Annotated in this window: 17 protein-coding genes; 10 read left to right on the forward strand and 7 right to left on the reverse strand. The window is 33.6% G+C overall.

Going from position 1 to position 23,384, the window contains the following annotated elements; translation table 11 throughout:
* Positions 1–32: 32 nt before the first annotated feature.
* Positions 33–2,717, reverse strand: a complete 2,685-nt coding sequence (locus Q8L85_08520; GenBank protein ID MDP1724727.1) for a hypothetical protein — start codon at positions 2,715–2,717, stop codon at positions 33–35.
* Positions 2,718–3,322: 605 nt separating this feature from the next.
* Between Q8L85_08520 and Q8L85_08525 the strand changes: the two genes are divergently transcribed.
* The 8 genes from Q8L85_08525 (at position 3,323) to Q8L85_08560 (ending at position 11,657) form a co-directional block, all read left to right on the forward strand.
* Entirely contained in the window at positions 3,323–5,287 is a 1,965-nt protein-coding gene (locus tag Q8L85_08525; GenBank protein MDP1724728.1) for a DUF2608 domain-containing protein, read from the forward strand.
* Between the two features lie 246 nt (positions 5,288–5,533).
* Complete coding sequence (locus tag Q8L85_08530) at positions 5,534–5,704, forward strand: hypothetical protein (GenBank protein MDP1724729.1); 171 nt, start codon at positions 5,534–5,536, stop codon at positions 5,702–5,704.
* Positions 5,705–5,746: 42 nt separating this feature from the next.
* On the forward strand, positions 5,747–7,597 hold the full coding sequence (locus Q8L85_08535; protein MDP1724730.1) for a lipase family protein: 1,851 nt from the start codon (positions 5,747–5,749) through the stop codon (positions 7,595–7,597).
* A 164-nt stretch (positions 7,598–7,761) separates the two neighbouring features.
* On the forward strand, positions 7,762–8,946 hold the full coding sequence (locus Q8L85_08540; GenBank protein MDP1724731.1) for a hypothetical protein: 1,185 nt from the start codon (positions 7,762–7,764) through the stop codon (positions 8,944–8,946).
* A gap of 78 nt (positions 8,947–9,024) precedes the next feature.
* The gene (locus Q8L85_08545; protein MDP1724732.1) at positions 9,025–9,516 is read left to right on the forward strand and encodes a YbgC/FadM family acyl-CoA thioesterase; all 492 of its coding nucleotides are present in this window, start codon (positions 9,025–9,027) and stop codon (positions 9,514–9,516) included.
* 28 nt (positions 9,517–9,544) lie between these two features.
* A complete protein-coding gene (tolQ, locus tag Q8L85_08550) occupies positions 9,545–10,228 on the forward strand; it encodes a protein TolQ (protein MDP1724733.1) in 684 nt (227 codons plus the stop codon).
* 2 nt (positions 10,229–10,230) lie between these two features.
* The gene (locus Q8L85_08555) at positions 10,231–10,701 is read left to right on the forward strand and encodes a biopolymer transporter ExbD (protein MDP1724734.1); all 471 of its coding nucleotides are present in this window, start codon (positions 10,231–10,233) and stop codon (positions 10,699–10,701) included.
* On the forward strand, positions 10,701–11,657 hold the full coding sequence (locus Q8L85_08560; GenBank protein MDP1724735.1) for a hypothetical protein: 957 nt from the start codon (positions 10,701–10,703) through the stop codon (positions 11,655–11,657). The genes Q8L85_08555 and Q8L85_08560 overlap by 1 nt, the downstream gene beginning before the upstream one ends.
* Before the next feature lie 324 nt (positions 11,658–11,981).
* Here Q8L85_08560 and Q8L85_08565 read toward each other — a convergent pair whose 3' ends face one another.
* Positions 11,982–14,444 carry a hypothetical protein gene (locus Q8L85_08565; GenBank protein MDP1724736.1) on the reverse strand — a complete coding sequence of 821 codons (2,463 nt, stop codon included), beginning with the start codon at positions 14,442–14,444 and terminating at the stop codon, positions 11,982–11,984.
* A gap of 444 nt (positions 14,445–14,888) precedes the next feature.
* Between Q8L85_08565 and tolB the strand changes: the two genes are divergently transcribed.
* Both tolB and pal read left to right on the forward strand, forming a co-directional pair.
* The gene (tolB, locus tag Q8L85_08570; protein ID MDP1724737.1) at positions 14,889–16,211 is read left to right on the forward strand and encodes a Tol-Pal system beta propeller repeat protein TolB; all 1,323 of its coding nucleotides are present in this window, start codon (positions 14,889–14,891) and stop codon (positions 16,209–16,211) included.
* Between the two features lie 121 nt (positions 16,212–16,332).
* Positions 16,333–16,839, forward strand: a complete 507-nt coding sequence (pal, locus tag Q8L85_08575; protein ID MDP1724738.1) for a peptidoglycan-associated lipoprotein Pal — start codon at positions 16,333–16,335, stop codon at positions 16,837–16,839.
* A 48-nt stretch (positions 16,840–16,887) separates the two neighbouring features.
* On the opposite strand, the gene Q8L85_08580 is transcribed toward pal, so the two are convergent.
* From Q8L85_08580 to Q8L85_08600, 5 genes are all read right to left on the reverse strand, one after another.
* A complete protein-coding gene (locus Q8L85_08580; protein ID MDP1724739.1) occupies positions 16,888–17,187 on the reverse strand; it encodes a hypothetical protein in 300 nt (99 codons plus the stop codon).
* Between the two features lie 428 nt (positions 17,188–17,615).
* On the reverse strand, positions 17,616–21,239 hold the full coding sequence (locus Q8L85_08585; protein MDP1724740.1) for a vitamin B12-dependent ribonucleotide reductase: 3,624 nt from the start codon (positions 21,237–21,239) through the stop codon (positions 17,616–17,618).
* Between the two features lie 282 nt (positions 21,240–21,521).
* Entirely contained in the window at positions 21,522–21,839 is a 318-nt protein-coding gene (locus tag Q8L85_08590; protein ID MDP1724741.1) for a hypothetical protein, read from the reverse strand.
* A 267-nt stretch (positions 21,840–22,106) separates the two neighbouring features.
* The gene (locus tag Q8L85_08595) at positions 22,107–22,412 is read right to left on the reverse strand and encodes a hypothetical protein (protein MDP1724742.1); all 306 of its coding nucleotides are present in this window, start codon (positions 22,410–22,412) and stop codon (positions 22,107–22,109) included.
* A gap of 81 nt (positions 22,413–22,493) precedes the next feature.
* Positions 22,494–22,943: a hypothetical protein gene (locus tag Q8L85_08600; protein ID MDP1724743.1), complete on the reverse strand. Its 450-nt coding sequence runs from the start codon at positions 22,941–22,943 to the stop codon at positions 22,494–22,496.
* Between the last annotated feature and the right edge of the window lie 441 nt (positions 22,944–23,384).

A 23,384-nucleotide genomic window follows, 5' to 3' on the forward strand; every position in this document is an offset into this window, starting at 1 on the left:
CTATCTTACACTCACGTGCAAAAAAACCTTAATCACTCCTCCTCAGAAGAAGTGTCTTCAGAACTTTCAGAATCATCATCCTCTGACGCATCATAGGAAGAACTTGAAGAAAAAGATCTTTCATTTTCCTGAAGACCAAACAATTCTGCCTCAGCTTCTAAATCAAGATCTGAAGTGCCCGTCTCTTTCATCAAAATGGATTTTATACGGTTACCAATATCATCACCCTCTAAAGAGCGCTCATGCAGTTTTTTAAACAAAGGAACTAGTGCACCTTCTTTACAATCGCCACCATGATTTTTAAAAGTGATGGGCTTCATAGCTGAAAAGCGAATCATAGCATGACCGCCTTTTCCTTCATCTGAACAAAACCTACCACCCATTTTTGTGACCATGGATTCTATTTGATCTGGCCGCCACTTTATCTTTGCAAGTGATTTTACGCGACCAAAAAAAGTTTTTATCTTTTTACCCGCACGAAACGCTTTCGTCGCGAAATCTGGCAAAAATGTCGAACCATAAGAAAAAGCAGATCTTAAAGATGAACCAACATGATCTCGTTGTTTGGAATCAACCTTATTTAATGCCTTGCTAGCCTGCAAATCTAATTCCTTCATATTTTCAAGACTATCGTCTTTTTTTGTCTTTTTCTTTTCCTTTTTAAGTGAAAGATTTTGCACATAAGTCCGTGCGCTTTGCCCCATACCAGAGTTATCAGCACGCGGCATATTTGTACCATAAGCTTCACTGACTATAGACAAGTTTGAAAGAGAAACAGATGACGCTAAGCTTGAAAGTGGAACAGATGACGGCACACTTGAAGAAGAATCAGCGGAAGATGAGCTACCAAACCATTTTTTTCGCTTACTCCTTTTGTCGGACTCAGAAGAAGAACTTGAATAGGAACTGCTTCCGCTAGAATTTTTTTGAGTTTTGGCCTTACCACCTTTTTTACCTTTTTGAAGTTTTTCAGAAACAAAAGCTTTCACTTTTTCACCACTAGACTTCGTACTTTTCTTTAAATCTTTAACTATTGAGGGCGCCTTATTAACATTCTTCGGCAACTCAACGCCTAAAGAGGGCGAATATGAGGAAGATGGGGAAGCTGAAGAGGAAGAGGAAAACACAACATTCAAAGAATATACAATTTTTTTACATAATATTGCCATGTGTGTACCGAAGCCCCTCAATTGTTTCTTAATACTAGCAAGGCAAACTTCATCACAAGAAACATCACAATCATCTATAAGTGGAATAATAAGGAGAACGTTATATATTTCATCTTGATCAATACATTCACCAGCTTCAACAATCTTAACAAGCTCTACACAAACAGCATCAAACACACTCTTGAATCTTGCCAAACGTTCCCTTAAACTATCATTAGAAAAATTTTCTCTAGTAAATACATCATAATAATAATTCACCAAAAACACCAAAGATCTTGCACCACCCCGTTGAGCACTTTTCGTAAGTACTTTGGCAAAAGAAGATATATCTTCATCATGCTCAATGGCTCCTTCATAATTTTTTGAAACACATTTTAAAAAACCTACACCTTCATAAATTTTTCCAGCCTTAACAAAACAACCAATGTCTTGATAAATCTTTGCAAAAAAGGAGACTAAATCAATATTTTTTTTTATAATATTAAAATCATCATTTAGTATATTTTCGAAAATACCTTTTTTTTCCAAATATCCCATAAGGGTTTTAATACGATTTTTTTCTATTGTATAATCTTTAAAAGTAATTTTTTCTCCAACACAACAAATAATTCTTACAATTTCTTTATATATTGGATTTTCTTTATCACTCTTAAAAAAAACATCAGGAAGAATTCCAATAATATCAATCAAGTGGTCTGACTTACCCACTAAAGCAAGATCCTTAATAATACATAAAACATCTTCTTTAAAATCATCTGAAATTCTATCAGCGTATAAATTAAAAAATTTTTTTTGATAGTTATTAAATTTTGAAAATCCATTCAACCTTTCTCCATCTACATAATATGTAAATATTTTTAAAATCAAATCAATTGGATCCAATGTAGATAGTAATTTTTCTGTAAATTTATTTTTGTGCTTTGCATTACAAAGAAAATCAACCAAACAAAGATTAAGCTGAATCGCTTCGTCAGTTTTTTCATTGTATTGCTTCAGCTGTGCCAAAAGTCGATATACCGAGGACGAGGCCGCCAATATATCGTTATCCATAATTAAATATCCAGATCTATTTCTTAGTATCTCAAGGTCATTTTTAAATTTTTCAAATATAGGAATAAAATGTATATTTTTATTAAATTCATTTGTACCCTTAAGAAAATGCCCCATCACAATAATAAAAAGATTTATTTTTCTTATTATTATCGCATCGTTTAAATCCGACAATTTTGACTTTCGATTGAAAGCCAAATGCATTTCGCTATTGTTGTTTTTAAAAACATGCCCATTTAAATTTTTAGCAATAGCGTCTTCAATTAAAGTTTCATAATCATTATCTTGAACAGACCCATTTTGCATTATTTGTTGTCTAAGAACTGTAAAAAAAGCATCACATTCCACAAATAAAGAATTAAGCTCTAAACGCGGATCGGAGATAGAAGAAGAACTAGAGGAAGAACTAGAGGAAGATTCATCACCAATTGCATAAGAAAAGCCCTGATGGGCAAAAACACTAAAGATAAGTGACGCCAGAAATAGTTTTAGTTTCATTTTAAAATTCCTTTCAATTAAAAATAATAACAAAAATTATATTAGTATTTTTTTTAAAAAAAATCAATTATTTTTATAAAAAAAATTCATACATATAAATAATAAAAATAAACTTTACTTTATTTAAAATTAATTTAGAAAGTTAATACATTAAAAAATAAAAATTAATTTATAAATTAATTAAAAAATATAAAATACCATTTTATTAAAAAAGAAAACCTATTAGATAATAAGTAAATAAACAAATTATAACATCTTTAATAAAAAAAACGTTTTTTCTAAAGAAGTAAAAAACTTTCAACACATATTCCACTATAAAAAGACCCAGAAAAAATCTGCGCAATTATTGAAACATCTACACCACCATCCTGATAATAAAATTTTACATTTTAAAAAAAATTTGACATAATAAATCTTACTCTATACAAAGATTAAAATAATTATTTGGCAAACACCCACCTACTTCAAACGATGGAGGGCACAAAGATGTATAATTTTAGGTTCGCAATTCAGGCCCAAAGAATACCTGTATTTGTGTGCACTTTTTCCTCTTGACGCACATTTCATAATAATTCAAGTATATATACTTAAAAAATGAGGATATCATGCGCATTTATTTACTCCTTTTTATGCTTTTTTGTATCAAAAATTCAGCGCATTGCGAAATAATAAAAGTCTCAACTTATGAAAAAGCAGCAGCCATTATTTCTACAGCAGATGAAAATACCTGGGTTATTTTTGACGTTGATGAAGTGCTTATTACTTTTCAAAATCCACTTATGCCAAAACATGTAGATCAGCTCAGTCAATACGTTTATGCACAAAACAATGATTTTAATCTTATTGATTTATTATACACACCCTACAAAATGAAACTTATTCATGCTGAATGGCCCAGTCTTATTCACTCCCTACAAAGCAGAGACATTAAAACAATTGCACTCACCAAAGCATCAACTGGCAAATTAAGTCATTTTGAAAATCTTACAGACTTAAGATATGATACGTTAAAAAAATTCAATATTCATTTCAATCGCTCTTTTCCAAATCTTGAATCTAAGACATTCGCGAAACGAGATCCTTATAAAAGTTATGCTTTTCCATTATTTTCAAATGGCATTATTTATACCTGCGGATTTTCAAAGACAGCATATCTAGAAGAATTTATTAAATATTCAAAGCAAAAACCAACCAAAATTATTTTTATTGATGATCAAGAAAACAATACAAAAGAAATGGAAATATTTTGTCGAAAAAATAATATTGAATCTATAAGCATCCATTATACTTTCATTGAAGAAAACGAGAAATCTACTTTTTCTGTGGAAAAGGCTCAACAAACATTTGAACAATTGCAAAAAGATAATATATTTTTGAGCTCAATGACCCCTCCCATTTTTCCACAACAAGAACCCACTCTTTTAAACTTAATGCAAAGTGCAACAATAGATAATATTCAAGACGCACCTTTTGTTGATCATGTTGAATGGGCAAAAGAAATTTATACCTCCATTCAAGAAACCATGGAAAATAGAAAAAAACGTGACAGTCTAACACAACCCAACATATCACTTTTACACAAGTTATTTACTGAAACAAAAAAAACAACGGCAGAACAAAAGGATTTTGATGACGTTTCTTCTGAACCCAATACAAAATCACAAGAAAATCATTCTGAAATTTCCCTTCCGCCCCAAGAAAAGATATCGGCACAAAATATCCTTGATAAATTTGATCAAAGGGATGCAAAAGACATTTTAACGCCAATGTTAAAAAGAATTTTTGAATTCAAGTTCGGACTTTATGAAATTGGCTCTTTATTTCTTCCCTATAGTCAATTACAGCAAAAAGAAGATTATGAAAGAAGTGATCCAACTTTTTTTACAGAACATCAAAACAAAGAACATGTTTTTAATGCCGCAAAAAAAACATATAACCATATTAAAGGAAATGTCTTGTTTGTTTTAGGTCAAGCACCTGCTTATCTGGGTATTACGATTCAAGAAATTGCGCACACTCAAAGTGATCACGACACAACAATTATCAATGTTCCATTTTCTGGCTGTCCTGATTACACAAAAAAAATCCCTGAACATTACAAACCAGAATTATCATATCTAAATATTCTTACCCATAATAAGGAATCCATATTCCGCAAAATGCTTTATGAACATCAATTCAACCCCAAACTCATTGATTCAAAAAAAATATTTATTGTTGATCATTCCAATGGTCATTCTTTCGAAACCTTTATCAATTTACTCAAAAGATGGTTTGATGATGAGCACGTCACTCCACCAGAAATACATATTATACATATGGGAAGCCCTACAAATCTTAATATAACTGATATTCATTCTCAAATTTTCTTAGAAATAGACCATGAATTACTTCATGCTTTTAACTCATTAGAAGATAATTTACGTGTTGTACCACGTTTTACTACATTATATTGGCGTGACAATTATCAAAAACTTTTTAAACAATACCCAAAATTAGATGCTATCCCTTTGATGGAACAATATAAAAAATTTACACGTGAAAAAATATCAGAGGATATTTTAAATTAATTAAGAGTCCTACCTATAAAATTTCAAAAAAAAATATAGGAATCGAACAATTTTGATCAAAAATATTTTTAAAAAAAAGTAATAATTAACGTTTTTTTTACTTCTTTTCTACAAAATGAATATATAAAACGAGTGCAAATAAAAATCAAAATGCAACAAAAACATAAAGATAGATCACAAATATTTAAATGTGTGATCTATTTTTAAGGCGAGCCATTCATTCATGGAAAGCTAGAGGAGATAAAAATGCAAAGAAACAACAACATGTTAAATAAAATTTACCAAGATTATATTTTAGATCTTGACAAACTTCTCTTAACAAACACTATTCTTCCAAACAACAATACAAAACTCTTTTTTATTACACCAATTCTTAAAAAAGATGTTGACAGGACAATTTTAATGACCTATAATTAAATTATATTAGAACGTAAACCATTTTTGAAAGGACTATTTAAAATGAAGAAAATATTTTCACTAGCAATTTTCGCACTGGCCATTTCCTCGGCTAATTTTGCCAATGCAACAAAAGAAACAAATCCAGTCGAAGCACTCGAAACATTAGTGCAAGATTACAATTCAGCAAAACCTGCCTATGAAGCGCTTTTTAAAGGTGAAAAAGTGGGTCTTGGTTTTTATACTGATAATTTAAAAAAACCAGGTCTTGATGATGCTTTCATGGATCAAAATAATTTTGTAAGTCAAATTGATGCCGACTATCTTAATAAAACCATGCGCCTTAACAAGCTTGCTTATGATATTTCAATGAATGCAGATCTTGATGTTGCAACAATGGCGCAAGCAAAAATTGACAGACGCCAAAAAGCGCTTGCTCAAATTAAAGCTGCACATAAAAATGCCACTACTTCAAAAGGATGGATTTATAATTCAGATAAACTAATGTCTCTTGAAGAACGTAAATCCATTAAAGACATTGTTGTTAGTACATTTGACAGCCCAAACGCTTCTAAAGAACTTAAAGACATTATTACTGAGCTTAAAAAGGACACATTGCCGGCAACTGACTTTGAAGATAATCTCGATAAATTTGAAAAACGCGTAAAAAATGAAACAAAATCATCTTTTATAGATCGTGAAATTCAAAATGATTATAACGACGCTATAAGAAAAGATCAAAACCTTATCGCTTGGAATCATGATTTTAAAGGATATGAAGTAGTTGATAGTTTTCTTAGAAATGGCATAGAATTCGGCGGATTTATCCTTTACAACAAAAATATAAACGACATGATTGTTGTTGTTCCTGGTACAAAATCTTTAAGGGATTGGTTTAAAAATGTTCAGGTCTGGGGTAAAAAGGGAAATGCTTCTACAGGTGCAGGTGTTGGTTTAAATATTCATAAAGGCTTTGCTGTTGCTTATGAGCAAAGCATTGGAAGCATTAAAGCTGCATTTAATACATTTCTTGAAAAAAACATGGACAATATTAAGTCTGCAAAAAATCCATTTACTTGTCATGTAACAGGACATAGTCTTGGTGCTGCAATTGCTACAATTTTGGCCTATGACTTTAAGACAAATCTTTTACCTGCAAAGAAAATTGGTGCTGATATTAAATTGGTAACAGTTGCATCACCAAGGCTTTTTGATGCAAAATCAGGGAAAAAGGTTGAGGAAAAGCTTGGTCGTGGTAACATGCTTCGTATTTTCAACGTTTGGGATGCTGTTCCTACAATCGTTCCTGAAGTATATAATTCAAAACATGTTGGTGTAGATTTCCCATTATATGATTCATTAATTGATGAAGCTTATATGGGGCCAATGGTTGTTAATCACTTTATGGATCGTTATACGAACATAATTGAAGAAGGATTTGACTTGCTCAAGAAAAATCTTGCTGAGCGTATCAGATTAGAAAAAGCAATCGATGATTTTGGACAAAACTACGCAACAGCCTATAACGACTTTAAAAATTACGTTAATGACAATGATGCACATGTTAAACATGTAAATCAAATTAAAGCAGAAGCCTCTGATAGCGATTCTGACTCTGAGTCTTATGACAACATGAGAAAAGAGAAACGCAGTAGTGCTAAAGCAAAAAAAATTGAAGCTGCTAAAATTGCCAAGCAAGATCTTGGTAAAGCTAAAAACCTAAAAGCAGAAGCCGATCGTCTTGAACAAGACGCAATGATGGCTTCTATCATGTTTGAACATGCTAAAAACAAAGACTATAGCAAAAACAAGCAAAGTGAAGAAGAATTAGCAAATTTTTATCAAGAACTTGGTTTGGATATGGATGATATTGGCGAAGAGCAACCAACTCCGGATGCTATTGAAGCTTACTAAAACTTTAAACTAAAACTTTAAAAGGGGTGCCAACAGGCGCCCTTTTTTTATACTTACAAAAATTAAATAGTCACACTAATACCTTTTTAAACAAAAAAAAATATAAGTGATTAAAATTTTAATTTTTGTTATAATGATATTGTAGCTATTAAATGAGGTGTGTTATGAAAAAATTTTTGTTGTTTATTTGTATTACTTTAACGTTTTTTTCTGCAACAGCTAATGAAAATGCTGAAAAAAATAAAATTTTTAATAAAATTCTTTTAAGTATTGAAGATAAAAAAAGCGAAAAAGATCTTAAGTTTTATTATATGAAGAACCTATATAGTCGTTTATTTGAAAAATTTCAATCAGTTTCCAGAAGATTCAACCAATCGCATTCAAAATTTAACGATATTTTTGTTAATGAATATTTTAAAGAGAAACAAAAAGAAAGAAAAACAAATCTTGATATTCAAAAAAAACTTTATTTGAGCAAAATATCAAAAACTGAGTTACAAGAAATTGAACAATTAAAAATTCATCCTATGGTTTTAAAATATGCCCTTAATATTGTTGGATCGAATTTTGATAGCAATGATTTCAAACTATTATTAAGTCAAAATTCTATTTACAATCCAGCAACACCAAATTTATTAAAAGAAATTTTGACCGATGTTTTTCAAAAAGCGCAAAAAGAAAACATTAATACTGAAAAATTAAATATTTTTGAAAAAGCTGTTTTTGACGCTTTTGAGTCTGAAGAATTTCAGAAAATGCTCACCAATTACATTACAACAACAGATAAAGACATGCGCAGTTTTAATTACTCAGTAGCAACTGATCTACGAACACCTGAAAAAGAACAGCTTGCACAGGAAATAGCGGATGAAGAGCTTGCTTATTTGAATAATCCAGAAATTTATCGTCTTAACAGATTACTTGTTACAATTCTTTATAAAGCGAAAAAACTACTTAATGGATTAAATGAAGAGCAAACTAAATTTTTTCCTGTTTTTAAAGATTATATTAAAAACGAAGGAAGAAAAAAAATAATAGATTTTTACCAAAAATCTTTTATTAAAATTATGGCAACTGCCATGCCAGATGTATACACTTTACAAGAACTAAAAGAAATTAAACATTTCAATAGGTTGGAATCTGTTAAAAAAATACGTAAGTTAAGCGCAGAACATCATAATCAAGTTAAAAACAAACTGATTAAAGACATAAAAGCAGGTAAAGCACCTTTTCAAATAGCCCTTGTTAGAGCATTAAATATCGCAAAAAAACAAGGATTAGATTCAAAAATAATTAATGAGGAACTTGCAAAACTTAAAGTAGAATTTAAGGCTTTAAGCAATGATTGATTAAATTTAAACGGCTACACTTTAAAAAACGCCTGTAATGTGAGAGAATCAATAAAAACAAAATGAGCTTTAAAACCAATGCACCAACCTCAACAGCTCCAACTGCCTTATGACCTAAATCGGGGTCGATGGGAAGATAAAGTATTTATTTGGCCATTACGTGTTTATTACGAAGATTCAGATATGTCTGGCCATGTCTTTCACGCGAATTATTTGAAATATGCTGAACGCGGTCGTTCTGAAATGATTCGTGCCATGCATATTCCTCCGTTATATTTACGCGAAAAAGAAAAAATATATTTTGTGATTCGAAAGATCGAAGTTGATTTTATAGCTTCTTGTTTCGTTGATGATTTCCTTGAAGTAAAAACAGATGTTTTGAAATTCGCACCCACTAATGTTTTGTTTTCTCAAGAAATAATGAAACAAAACAAGTTAATAGCATCTCTCAAAGTACATATGGCATGCATGAATTTAGAGGGTAAAATTACAAAACTACCCGAAATAATTAAAGAAATTTATAATCAATTACCCGATTTATCTTTTGCTAAAAATAGGGTATTAATATAGCAACTTAAATTCAACTTAGGCAAGATCGATGATTCAAGGCAGCGAAGATTTTTCATTTATAGGGTTGTTTTTACGCGCAGATTTAGTTGTAAAAACAGTCATGATCGTCCTTATTTTAGCATCCATTTGGTGTTGGGCAATTATTTTTGAAAAAATAACCCGTATACGTAGACTTAATAAAAGCGCCAATGAATTTGAAGATCGCTTTTGGTCTGGACAATCACTTGAAGATCTTTTTAAGCAAATAGGCCCTCAACCAACTGACCCTATGTCTTCAATTTTTGTATCCGGCATGCGCGAATGGGCACGCTCCTTACGTGCATCCAACCCTGTGCAAGGTTTACAAGCGCGCATTGAACGCGTTATGACCGTTACCTTAGGGCGCGAAATGGAAGATCTGGAAAAATATATGAGCTTCTTAGCCTCCGTTGGCTCAACCGCGACTTTTGCAGGCCTTTTTGGTACTGTGTGGGGTATTATGAGCTCATTCCAAGCCATTGCAGTCTCTCAGAACACCTCCTTAGCCGTTGTAGCGCCCGGTATCGCCGAAGCCTTACTTGCAACTGCTTTAGGGCTGGTTGCAGCCATTCCCGCTGTTGTTGCCTATAATAAGATTTCAAATGATTTGAATCGCTACGCAAAACGATTAGAAGCCTTTACAACAGAATTTAGTTCGATTTTATCACGTCGCGTTGAAGAGAAAGCAGCTTAAAGATGGCAGGACCTTTAGTAAGCCGTCGTGGCAGAGAAAATTATAAGCCATTATACGAGATCAACGTCACCCCTTTTGTTGACGTCATGTTGGTATTACTTATCGTTTTTATGGTTACTGCCCCATTAATGAATGTAGGCGTCCCTGTTGATTTGCCGAGCACAAGTAGCGCTGTGTTAACAGATCAAGTTGAACCATTGGTTGTCTCCGTCAATGCAAAGAACGAAATTTACATTCAAGAAACGCAAGTGGCTTTAGAAGAACTCGTCCCAAGATTATTAGCAATTACCGAAAATAAAGACGATACCAAAATATTTGTACGAGGGGATGAAGCCCTACTTTATGGTCGTGTTATGGAAATTATGGGGCATATCAGTGCTGCAGGTTTTAAAAAAGTAACCTTGGTCGCGCAAATGCCTCAAAATAAAGTGAGTGCAAAACCTAATACAGCATCAAAAGCTAAGCAAGAATAATGTTCAGCCAAAACGATAATTTCCAAAATAATGAAAGCATGAGCAAAGGTTTTATCTTTTCAATCATCTTTCATATAGCAATCTTACTTTTGATGATTATAGGACTTCCTTTTTCGCTTGATAAAGAAATTATTATGCCGGAACTTGTCGGTTTTGAAATGGTAACGTCGCTCCCTGAAAACCCAGAAATTAAACAAGTTGTGCCAGAACCCAAGCCTGAACCCATCATCGAAAAACCAACACCTCAACCGCTTGTGCCACCTGAACCCGAATTCGTGCCTGAAGAGACAAAAATTGGTGCAATCGAAGATCAACCAACACCCCCTCCTCCTGCACCTATTCCAGAACCCGATCCAATCCCAGCGCCTAAGCCTGAGGTAAAACCGGATATTAAACCAGAGATCAAACCAGATATTGTGCAGAAACCAGCGCCCGTAAAAGACATTAAACCTGAGCCAAAACCAATGCTCAAACCTGTTCCACAAGCGGCTGCCATTAAACCCATGCAGAAACCTAAAAACCCAAATGCACCCAAAACAAAAGAAGACAAAGAATTCGACGATGTATTAGAATCAGTTTTAGCAATGGATGAAGCGCCTAAAGTTGCACCCAAAAAACCAACCGAATCAGGCGGCAAGCAAGGCCCTAAGGGCTTGGATGATTCTGATATTGCCATGATTGCAAAACAAATTGAACCATGCTGGGAATTCCAGGAAGTACGCGATGTGAATATTGTCTTTAAAGTTGACATCAGCAAAGATGGCCATTTCACCAATCCTAAAATGGATGAAACCTACGAAATAACATCTAATCCCGTAAATCGTGCGATAGCAGATGCAGCACACAGGGCTATATTAAATCCAAAATGCAATGATTTTGGCTGGCTGAAAAAGAAATACGCTGATGTTTCATCGCTTAAAGTGAACTTTAATCCCAGAAACATGGTTGGATATTAACCTTCATTCTACTCCCCGCGGACTTCCCCACGGGCATATCATCACCCAAAAGTGTTTCAACCTATTGATATTTAATAACTATTGCTTGCTCCACCTCCTACATCCCGCGACTTGATCGCGGGATCCAGACGATCTTTCCTAAAGTTAACATTGTATAAATTAAGCAATGACATCTTCTTTATTTACTTTCTGGATCCCGCGGACAAGCCGCGGGACGTAGGAAGAGAGGTTTATAATTATGGGCAATGATATGCCCAAGGGGGGGGCAGGAAAGTGACCAATATCCATCAACCAATAGCATTTTCAAGTTGTTTTACTATGCTCTTATGAAAGAAACATATCATCAATTTTAATATCGTTTAAGTTCCCAAGACATTCTGATTTTTTCTCTAACAATCCATCATCTAATTCTAATAAATCATTTAAAAAGTTTAAATCTCCATAATCTTTATCTTGCCCCACAAAAAGTGGCATCACGTCTTTAAACGCTTCAGCCTCATCTTCTTTAAAATTTTTCCATGTTTTTTTTGCCTTTTCAAAACTTTTCATTACATCTTGATCTAATTCATACCTATTAATCAACTCACTATTTTCCACAAAAAAACTACGCATGGATCTTAAAAAAGCAAGATAACTTCTTTTAATTGTTAGATCATATGATCTATAATAAGATGAAAATTTCAACAACAATTTTTTGTAACTTCCAAGTAGTTCAGGCGCAATTTCAGAGGGATCACTCTCCACAAACTCTTCCATAATTGGATTCTCATTTGGATGCTCATTATGCATTTTTTTCGAAAAATGAATCCAATTTTTATAATCTCGTGCAAAGCCTTTTGCAAGTTGATCATCCGTAATAGGTTCAGATTTAATCAGCGACATAAGATAAGCAGGTTCATTTTTAATCGCATAAAAAACACAAAATATATTTTTCAATTCTTCTTCACTTAAGACACGTTTTTTTTCATGTTCCTGATGATGCATCTCCGCTAAAAACAATTGTTCGGGCGTTGCAGAAACGTCATTTTCATAGGATTTTATTAATCCCATCAAATTAATCCATTTTGAAAGTGCTACATTATGAACAATTTTATCTTTTTTCATAAAATCACGTATCACTGAAGAATACGTTAATAATTCTTCGAAATGATTTGGTGCACCATGCCCTGTATTAAGAAGTTCTTTTGTATTACACTCAATGCCATTATACGTAAACCATGTTTTAACCAAACGTTCTTTACCCATTTTTTTAATTTTTTCGTAAAAATTAGTCCAATCCCGCATATTAACATTATTGTCATATGCATTTCCAAGTACTAAAAGAACATCATTAAAATTACTCGGATCTATTTTAAGGTTATATAGACGTCCTAAAATATCCCATTTTTCATTTTCACCTGAAGAGAGCCAACCATTATGAGAAATATACCCATCCCAACTATTAGGATATTTTTGTGCTTGCATCAACGCAGTTAAACCACCAAAACTAGCACCATATAGGTATTTAGGAACATTTTTAATATTATTTAAAGATGGATGAATAGATTCAGGATGTGTATTAATGACATGCAAAAAACTTTGAATACAATATTGCAATTTATTCATATAATTTTCAGTCATTTTAGATTGATGAATTTCATTATCTAACAAATCAGGTAAATTTAAATTAATAATCATAATATTTTGACGTGCTAAATAAGCATCAACACCTTCTAACACTGAGGGTTTATATGCCCGTTTAAGACGCGCATCTTTTTTCCACCCACCATAAACATTAACTTTAATGGCTTCAATTTTACATGGATTTACAGGAAAATGAATTGTATATCCAATAGGACATATAGATCCATCTTCAAATAGTACATTTACGGCCTGACCAACCTTAAAATTAACATTTACCCCTATACCATCATTGTATTCTTGTTGATTAGAAATAATTCCGGTACGCACTGGGGAAAATTCATCAGACAAAGTCTCTTTATCATCAACATTATCAGAAAACAAATATTTATAAAAATCAGCATAAGGAAGTGGCACTATATTTACAGCATCTTTTTGACCATGTTGCTCTATAAAATTATTAACATTAGTGTCAATAGTACCAAAATTTTTGTTATTAAATTTTAAAATAAAAATAAAAACATCAAAAATTAATTCAAAATGTTTTCTTTTTTTTATTAAATCATCAATTATATTTTTAATATATTGAATTTTTTCTTTGGTAATTTTATTTTTAGAACTCACAATGCAATTAATATAAGGTGCTGCGGCTTGAGAAATTTCATCTGAATAATTAAAAATTTTACCTAAAACATCTATTAAAGACATATCATTATCAATTTCAGATAAATAAACCTCTTTCATATATTTTGCCAAAGATATTAAGATAGTACCATTTTTTGTAAGTGTTAAATTTTTATTGTATAATTTCTTAAATGCACTCAAAAAAATTATGCGTTCATTTTCTTTAAGTTCTTTTTTAACATAATCCCCCCATATATTTGTTATTTTTTCTTGAAGAACAGACACCATTTTTGCCCATGTAAGTTGATTAGGATAATCAAAACTTTGTTCTATCCTTACAGTTTCTTCCGTATATGTTTCTTTTATATTTAATTTTTTCTTTTTTTTATGATTTTTTTGTTTATTAACAACTTCATTTTTGTTTTCAAATTCATCATAAGTTCTTTTGCCTGTGTTTTTATTATCCTCCGTATCATTAGCATGTAAAGACATTGCCGTAAAAAAAGATACAAAAACAAATAAATATGATAATACTTTCTTCATAAAAATCTCCGGTGTAATAAAATTTAAAATATCTAATATATAGAAATTATTTTACAATAAAATAACTATTAATACAACATAATTATTATTAATAGTTATTTAATAAATTATTTTTATAAAATAAATGAAGTTTAATTTAAAAAATTTATAATTCTATTGCAACAAACACAAATTACATAGCCACATTAAATTTAATAAACACCTGACATTGATTGAGATTAGAAAATACACCTAATTTTAAATTCTAAAAAGCATTCTTCAATCTCAAAAACCTATATAAAGATTAAAAATAAACACCCTATTGCACTTTTAAGCTTTTAAAAAACTTTAAGTTCATTACACTATGATTGGCAATTGTGATTCTATCAAAATGCATTGATGCCTCACAAAAACCATATCTAGTATCCTATTGAAACGACGTTCTTATTTTACCCTGGAGGTTTTATGCGTTACTTTAAATACAATCTTGTTTTTTTACTCTTTATCAATTTATTGATTATCCAACCAACGTGCGCCGAAGAATTCGAAGTGCACATCACGCGCGGCAAAATTGAAGCATTTCCAATCGCTATCCCCGCAATGTTTGGCGATCAACATGCTCAAGAAATCACCGAAATCATTAAAGCTGATTTACATAGATCCGGCATTTTTCGTTTACTTGATCCACGTGCTTTCATTCAAACGCCTGAATCCCTTAAAGCAGCACCCCGTTTTTCAGATTGGCGCTTAATCAATGCCAAAGCTTTAGTAACAGGTCATGTGACGCCTGATGTTGGTGGTCAATACAGAATTTCGTATCAATTGTTTGATGTCTATTTAGATCGTGAAACAGATCGCTTCGAAAAAGTCTTTACACTTGCTGACCTCAGAAAAGTTGCGCATGCAATATCAGATCGTATTTATGAACGTATCATCGGCATCTCCGGCTTTTTCAACACCCGTATTGCTTATGTTGCTGAATCTGGTCACCCTAAAAACCGTCAAAAACGACTCGCACTTATGGATCAAGATGGTTTCAATCAAGAATTTTTAACTAAAGCTGAAACAGGCATGGTCGTTAGTCCTCGTTTTTGCCCAACGCGCCCTGAAATCACTTACATGGCCTATCGTAACAATCAAGCACGTATTTATGTCATGGATTTAAAAACACGCCAAGAACGTCCACTCGGCTCCTTTGCCAACATGACTTTCGCCCCACGTTATTCATTAGATGGCAATAAACTCATTATGAGCTATGCCGAAAATAATGGAGACTCTGATATATACATTATGGATCTAAAAACACGTCAAAACAAAAGATTAACAGCAAATGCAGCCATCAACACCTCTCCTTCTTTATCCCCAGATGGATCAAAAGTTGTATTCAATTCTGACCGTGGTGGATCGCAACAACTTTATGTCATGAATGCTGATGGCAGCGATCAAAAGCGAATTAGTTTTGACGGTGTTAAATACGCAACACCTGTTTGGTCCCCTTTAGGAGATTTAATAGCATTTACAAAGGTTTTCAACGGTCAATACCACATTGGTGTCATGCGTCCAGACGGAAGTAACGAAAGAATTTTAACAAAAGGTGATTATATGGTTGAAGGGCCAGAATGGGCGCCTAATGGAAGATTACTGACCTATTATCGCCAAAGTCGTAGGGATAGACAAGGAAAAGCGCAGGTTAACCTTTATACAATCCACGTTTCGGGTGAACACGAACAGTGGCTCAGAACTACAACAGATGCATCTGATCCTTCGTGGTCGCCCTTGATTAGATGATCAAGACAGAGTATGATGCATTCATGAAAGATACTTACGTGTTTGAAAACGTTTTTTAATATGTGTTAGTATCTTAAGTATATTAATTTTGTTTGTAACAGTTTCTGATGGGGAGCTCCTCATGCGCCTAAAACATTTATGTCTGCTTTCACTAGTAATAATGGTAGCAGCTTGTGCTGATAAAAAAGCACCCGTTCAACAAGCCAATGTTGATCAACCACAATACGAACCTTATGTCGAAGATGGACATAATGTTCAACCAGGAAGTATTGAAGATTTCCGCGTTAACGTCGGCGATCGCGTATTTTTTGGATACAACCATCAAGATTTAACACCTGCAGCACGCGAAACTTTAGAGCGTCAAGCTGGTTGGCTTAAGCAATATGCTGATGTCAAAGTTATTATTGAAGGTCACTGCGATGAACGTGGAACACGTGAGTACAACTTAGCCCTTGGCGAACGTCGTGCACATGCTTCTAAACACTACCTTATCAGCCTAGGCATTCCAGCGAGCAGAATCCAAACGTTGAGCTTTGGTAAAGATAAGCCAGAAAATCCAGCTTCAAACGAAGAAGCTTGGTCACAAAATCGTCGTGCCGTTACAATTATTACTGAAGGCGCTCATTGAGCTTCCTCTAGTACTGGTTGATTCAAAAGGGAGCTTATGCTCCCTTTTTTATTTTGAGGTTAATTCACTATTGTCTAATGCTCCTGTGTTTTTCTTTATGTTTTTATTTTTATTTCTTTTCAAAGGCTCTTTCACGATTGGTTTATTCATAGGTTCATTTAATATTCTATTTTCATTAGGGATCTGCACATTCGGTTTTATACTTTCATGATGCATAGCTTCCCTCTCTACCTTTCTACTTTCAAGTGTTGCATTCATCGCCAATTTGTCACCAACAGCATAAGTTTGTAATGGCGCAAGCATTATAACCGTGTATATTATAGCAAATATTAATCCGGTGGTTTTCATTTATCCCTCCATCAATTAATTATATTACCTAATGTAATTATAACAGACTATACTTAAATAAAATGTGAAAAGTAAATAATTTTAATAAATTATTAATAATATTTTGATAAAATTGTAATAAAAAAATATATCTACATAAACATATTTAAAAACAAAAATAATTTTTATTTTCTAAATGAATTTAAAAACTTCAACATCTTTAAAAAAAACCCTAGATATCCTTTCAGATACCCAGGGCAAGTTGTCGAGGAAAAAATGTTACCCGAATAATTTTGAAAATATTTGGGTAAATTATAGTCGTTTAACTATCCAAATTATGAGGCAAAGTCTAGAAAGGCTAAGAGCCGGAACGAGTGTACCTCTTTGTACATGAGTAACCGAAACGCGAGCCTGACGACGAATTTGTCCATAATTTTGATAGTTATAAATCAACTGCAGCCGCTTGTATGTCCACAGGTAACACATTTAAGACATGTACCATTACGCACAAGCGTGAAATTACCGCAATCACCACAAGCATCACCTGCATAACCTTTTAAGCGTGCCTGGCGACCTTGCTCATAAGCATCGCTTTGAACAACTTGACTTACGCCTACTGCAAACACTTTACTTTCAACATGTTCGGGTTCAACCGCAAAAGCTTGAGATCCACCTGACAAAACCGATAAACGATTACGCACAAAACCTTTACTCGCAGCAAGATGAACAGCTTCCATGGTTGCAGCACTTGCCATGTGATGTGTCGTTCCTTCATGGCTGCCGCGACCAACGCTATCGGGTAATAAATCGGATGCTTCGGCATGTGCCAAATCATTACGTCCTAAATACGAAATAGCGAGTTCTCTGAAGATATAATCAATAACAGAGGTTGCCATTTTGATCGTATCATTGCCCTGCACCATGCCTGATGGTTCGAAACGTACAAAAGTGAAAGCATCAACGAATTCTTCTAAAGGCACGCCATATTGAAGACCCATTGAAATTGACATCGCAAAAGCATTCATTAAGCTTCTAAAAGCAGCCCCCTCTTTATGCATATCGATAAAGATTTCGCCCAATGTGCCATCATCATATTCACCTGTGCGTAAATAGACTTTATGGCCACCAATCGTTGCTTTTTGCGTATAGCCTTTTCGACGTTGTGGCAATTTACGACGATCCATAACGCGTTCAATAATTCTTTCAGCCATTTGAATAATTTTAGCACTTTGAGGTTTTACCTCTTCCGCATCAATATCATCATCTATATCGCCCACTAAAGAAGAACTTAAAGGTTGTGATAGTTTTGATCCATCACGATACAATGCATTACATTTTAAACCTTGTCGCCAGGACAATAAATAGGCTTCTTTACATTCTTCAACACTTGCCGAATTCTGCATATTAATTGTTTTGGAAATAGAGCCCGAAATAAATGGTTGAGCAGCCGCCATCATACGGATATGACTTTCAACAGACAAGAAACGTTTACCTATAGAACCACAAGGATTCGCACAATCAAAAACAGATAAATGCTTATCTTTTAAATGAGGCGCGCCTTCAAGCGTCATCGTCCCACAACAAAAAATATTCGCTTCCTGAATCTCAATACGTGAAAATCCTAAATGCGCTAAAAGATCAAAACTTATATCTTGTAATTGAGTATCTGTTATATGAAGAATATTCTTACAGAAATCTTCGCCTAAGCTCCATTTATTAAACATAAATTTAATGTCAAAGGCAGATTTCGCTGATTCCTCAAGTGATTGAAGTATCGCATCTGTAAACCCTTTTGCCTTCAAGCTGTCATGATTAATATGAGGCGCATTTTTAAGCGTCCCATGACCCACAGCATATGAAATCATTTCATCAATTTGATTTTCTTTATAGCCTAAATTTTTAAGGGCTTTTGGTACCAATTGATTAATAATCTTAAAGTATCCGCCACCTGCTAATTTTTTAAATTTAACAAGTGCATAATCAGGTTCAATCCCTGTTGTATCGCAATCCATAACAAGACCAATCGTCCCCGTCGGTGCAATCACTGTTGCTTGCGCATTACGGAAACCATATTGCGTTCCACTTGCAACCACATCATCCCATACTTTTTGCGCCGCTTTCACAAGGGGTTTCGACGGACAAGAAGTTGTATCTAAAGGAACAGGCGCAATCGCCATTTGTTCATAGCCGGTCTTTTTACCATAAACGGCCTTTTGATGATTACGCATCACACGCATCATATGCGGCGCATTTTTACTATATTCTTGAAATGCACCAATTTCTTTTGCAATTTCAGAAGACGCCAAATAAGAAACACCTGTCATAAGGGCTGAGATAGCACCGCCTAACGCACGGCCTTCTGGGCTGTCATAAGAATGACCAGATACCATTAAAAAGCCGCCCAAATTCGCAAAACCAAGTCCTAATGTTCTGTATTTATAAGAAAGTTCAGCAAGCTCTGTACTTGGAAATTGTGCCATATAAACCGATATTTCAAGCACAAGCGTCCAAATACGTGTGGCATGTATAAAGGAATCAACGTCAAACGCTTCTTCTGGTTTTGCTTTATCATCATAAAAACGCATTAAGTTTAAAGACGCTAAATTACACGCTGTATTATCCAAGAACATATATTCAGAACATGGATTTGATGCATTAATACGGCCGCCCTCTGGGCATGTATGCCAATCATTAATGGTTGTATCGAATTGCAATCCTGGATCAGCGCAGGACCATGCAGCATAGGCAATAGATTCCCATAAATCGCGTGCTTTCACCGTTTTAAAGACTTTACCATCTTTACGGCGAATCAAATTCCAATCTTCATCTTTCAAGACTTTTTCTAAAAATTCATTGGTCAAACGGACCGTATTGTTAGAATTTTGGCCAGAAACAGTACGATACGCTTCAGAATCCCAATCTGTATCATAGGATTTAAAATCGATATGCTTATAGCCTTGTTTCGCAAATTGGATAACGCGTTGAATATAGTTTTCTGAAATCAAAGACTTACGTGCTTCGCGGATAGCAGTACGTAAAGGTTTATTGATTTTAAGATCAAAGGCATCTTCTTTATTGGCACCCGTTACATAATGATGGCACGCATCCATAATGTCATTCAAATGCTTATGCGCTAGTTTTGATCCAGCAACGAGCGCTAAAACTTTTTGCTCTTCAATAACTTTCCAATTAATAAAATCTTCAACATCTGGATGATCGATATTAACAATCACCATTTTAGCAGCACGTCTGGTCGTCCCACCTGATTTAATAGCACCTGCTGCACGGTCACCAATTTTCAAAAAGCTCATAAGGCCTGAAGAAACACCACCGCCTGATAATTTTTCACCAGCGCCACGAATATCCGAAAAATTCGATCCAGTCCCAGATCCATATTTAAATAAACGGGCTTCTTTCGTCCATAAATCCATAATCCCGCCATTATTCACGAGATCATCTTTAACACTTAAAATAAAACACGCATGAGGCTGCGGACGGGCATAAGAGGAGCTTGAAAAAATAAGTTTTTCAGTTTCGGGATCAATATAAGAATGACCTTGCGCCGGGCCATCAATACCATAAGCCCAATGAAGACCTGTATTAAACCATTGCGGTGAATTTGGCGCACACATTTGTTTGGCAAGCATATAGCAAAGCTCATCATAAAAAGCACGTGCATCATCTTCCGAGGTAAAATAATTACCCTTCCAACCCCAATATGTCCAAGCACCAGCCAAACGATGAAACACTTGTTTTGCGCTTGATTCAAACGTATAACGTTCTTTTTCAGGGCATTTAGAAAGTTTCGCCTCGTCAGCTACTTGACGCCAAAGCCAAGAAGGCACAGCATTTTCTTCAACAGGTTTTAAAAATTTAGGGACGCCTGCTTTTCTGAAATATTTTTGCGCTAATACGTCTGTTGCAACTTGCGACCATTCTTGCGGCACTTCAATGTTTTGAATCTGAAAAACAATAGACCCATCTGGATTTTTGATTTCGCTACTCGTCTCATGAAATTGGATATTATCGTAGGGCAAGGTGCCAGATTGTGTGAAACGACGCGCGAATTTCATGAGATGCTCCATATTCTCTCTTATACTATATGTAGTATGTAATACGAAAAATACCCCCATGACAAGACTAGAAATAGTTTTTTTTATGTGTTAGGATTGGGTCACCAAAGATGATATATCTGTAAATTCAATATGTTGAATTGGTTTAGGTCATGCATATAGATTTTATGCAAAAAAATTTATTATTTTTTTCAAAAAGGCTTACATGCAGCCGAACAAAATATATAAAAGACCTTCAACTGCATGCAACTAGGGAAGTCACAAAAACGTCAATGTCTTTTTTTACTTCAACAAAGTATCAGCCTCAACAAAAAGTTCTTTTAATTCCCTATCAATTACCTTGCAACTTAAACCACGCGGACCTTCTTGCATGCTTATAAATTGAGCAATTGTACCCAAAAGATGTTTAACCTTTCCTGTTGCACCAAACTTTTCTTCCAATTTCCTTTTTATTTCAGTTTGCTTCAAAACATTAGCTTCGTGATTCTGGCAAAACTCTACAATAGGGGTCCTATACGATGACATTTTTTCGCCTACTGCATAAGAGTGTCCTGCAGCTAACAAAATAACCAACGTTAAGAAACAAGTTGTTTTTTTCATGTTTGATCTCCCATCTTATTTTTTAATTTATTTGGTCTACTTTCTCAGTATAATCTCAATGTATTAATTTTACGTTAAAAATATTACAATTTATCAAAATTATATATCAGTAAATTCAATACAATTGCATTAATACAAAAAATATATATGGAATTTTAATTCGACAATCGCATTTAATACTTTTGACTATGTGGTTAGTTAACTTTTAAAACTCTTTCACCAATCGCATACAATATAAAATCATACACACATCGCCAATCAAACAATCTATTTACCGGCTATCGACCTGTTTAATGCAGCAGAAAGCTGCATAAATTCTCCTCTGTTTGCTGTACATTCTTTACCATCTTTTAAACGTACCAAAGAAGTATGCAACCCAAGATAATTTAATGTTTCCTTCATAGGAAATTTGTCCTGACCTCCAAATTTTTCATGTAAGGCAGCACCTATTTTGTTATATGAAGCTAGATTTTCTTTATATTTTGGACAAGAATTTGTCAAAGGACTAAGATCTGTTACATTTGAAGAACTTTTAAATTCTTCAGGAATCAAAGAATAACTATAAACATCCATAAAAACAAACCCTAGACTTAAAAGACAAATTTCTTTTTTTATTTTATTCTCCTTTGTTTGTTTTATACAAAACTTAATCTTTTATTTAATCTGATTATAAGGCAAACCTTCAAAAGCATTTTTCTTAATGACCTTTAACTTGCCATCAACTTTTTTAACTGCTTCATCTTTTGTAAAGTCATATTTTTGATTTATCTTACCCAACAATTTTTGTTTATATGTTTCAAGCTGATCTATACGTTTTTTTATATCGCCCACTAACTTTTCATATTCACCAGGAATACCTTCTGAAGCATCATCTTGGCCACGTGCCTTAAGATAATTATCCAATTTCATTTTATATTTATCTATTTTTTGCGTTACTTTTGAACGCATTTCCTCCTTTATTTTATTAACTTTATCCACATCCGGCTTTACAGCTTCCACTTTTGGAACCACTGCCTGCATTTTTACCTCTGGTTTCGCATCTTCGGCATAAGCAACCTGCCCTAAAGATAAAGCGACGAAAGATGAAAAAAGAATGATACGCATGATGTAATCCCTCACTAAAAGATCTAAAAAGATCATGTTTATAGTTTAATTTTAAGGGAAAATTGTTAAAAAATCATTAAAATTATACATCATATTGTTTTTATTAATGACATTTTAATGAGAATATTATACTTACCCTGCCAAACAATTTTTCCGTGGTAATAAGCTGTAATCGATAGACTTGAGAAGCAGACAAGGAACAACGAATGAAGTGGATCCTTATATACATGAGTAAGGCGTGACTATGTATCTTTCCAACGTCTATCGACTACATTTCTAAACTTATCCCCAAAAACACTTAACAAGTCTGTGGATAAGAATGAGTATAGATAGGGATAAAAGCTTTTCATGGAATGCGCTTTAATAGCAAAAAAACCTTGTTATCTTTAAATAAAAATACTAAATACTTAAACATAAAATAAATTAAATACACAATATATC

Source organism: Alphaproteobacteria bacterium (genome assembly GCA_030680745.1).
In the GTDB taxonomy this organism is placed as follows: domain Bacteria; phylum Pseudomonadota; class Alphaproteobacteria; order JAUXUR01; family JAUXUR01; genus JAUXUR01.

Excerpts from the sequence above, each read along its gene's own strand:
- Q8L85_08565 (MDP1724736.1), bottom strand. The coding sequence starts at position 14,444 with ATGAAGAAAGTATTATCATATTTATTTGTTTTTGTATCTTTTTTTACG.
- Q8L85_08600 (MDP1724743.1), bottom strand. The coding sequence starts at position 22,943 with ATGCGTATCATTCTTTTTTCATCTTTCGTCGCTTTATCTTTAGGGCAG.
- pal (MDP1724738.1), top strand. The coding sequence starts at position 16,333 with ATGCGCCTAAAACATTTATGTCTGCTTTCACTAGTAATAATGGTAGCA.
- Q8L85_08520 (MDP1724727.1), bottom strand. The coding sequence starts at position 2,717 with ATGAAACTAAAACTATTTCTGGCGTCACTTATCTTTAGTGTTTTTGCC.
- Q8L85_08580 (MDP1724739.1), bottom strand. The coding sequence starts at position 17,187 with ATGAAAACCACCGGATTAATATTTGCTATAATATACACGGTTATAATG.
- Q8L85_08595 (MDP1724742.1), bottom strand. The coding sequence starts at position 22,412 with ATGGATGTTTATAGTTATTCTTTGATTCCTGAAGAATTTAAAAGTTCT.
- Q8L85_08590 (MDP1724741.1), bottom strand. The coding sequence starts at position 21,839 with ATGAAAAAAACAACTTGTTTCTTAACGTTGGTTATTTTGTTAGCTGCA.
- Q8L85_08555 (MDP1724734.1), top strand. The coding sequence starts at position 10,231 with ATGGCAGGACCTTTAGTAAGCCGTCGTGGCAGAGAAAATTATAAGCCA.
- Q8L85_08585 (MDP1724740.1), bottom strand. The coding sequence starts at position 21,239 with ATGAAATTCGCGCGTCGTTTCACACAATCTGGCACCTTGCCCTACGAT.
- Q8L85_08560 (MDP1724735.1), top strand. The coding sequence starts at position 10,701 with ATGTTCAGCCAAAACGATAATTTCCAAAATAATGAAAGCATGAGCAAA.
- tolQ (MDP1724733.1), top strand. The coding sequence starts at position 9,545 with ATGATTCAAGGCAGCGAAGATTTTTCATTTATAGGGTTGTTTTTACGC.
- Q8L85_08535 (MDP1724730.1), top strand. The coding sequence starts at position 5,747 with ATGAAGAAAATATTTTCACTAGCAATTTTCGCACTGGCCATTTCCTCG.
- Q8L85_08525 (MDP1724728.1), top strand. The coding sequence starts at position 3,323 with ATGCGCATTTATTTACTCCTTTTTATGCTTTTTTGTATCAAAAATTCA.
- tolB (MDP1724737.1), top strand. The coding sequence starts at position 14,889 with ATGCGTTACTTTAAATACAATCTTGTTTTTTTACTCTTTATCAATTTA.
- Q8L85_08530 (MDP1724729.1), top strand. The coding sequence starts at position 5,534 with ATGCAAAGAAACAACAACATGTTAAATAAAATTTACCAAGATTATATT.
- Q8L85_08540 (MDP1724731.1), top strand. The coding sequence starts at position 7,762 with ATGAAAAAATTTTTGTTGTTTATTTGTATTACTTTAACGTTTTTTTCT.
- Q8L85_08545 (MDP1724732.1), top strand. The coding sequence starts at position 9,025 with ATGCACCAACCTCAACAGCTCCAACTGCCTTATGACCTAAATCGGGGT.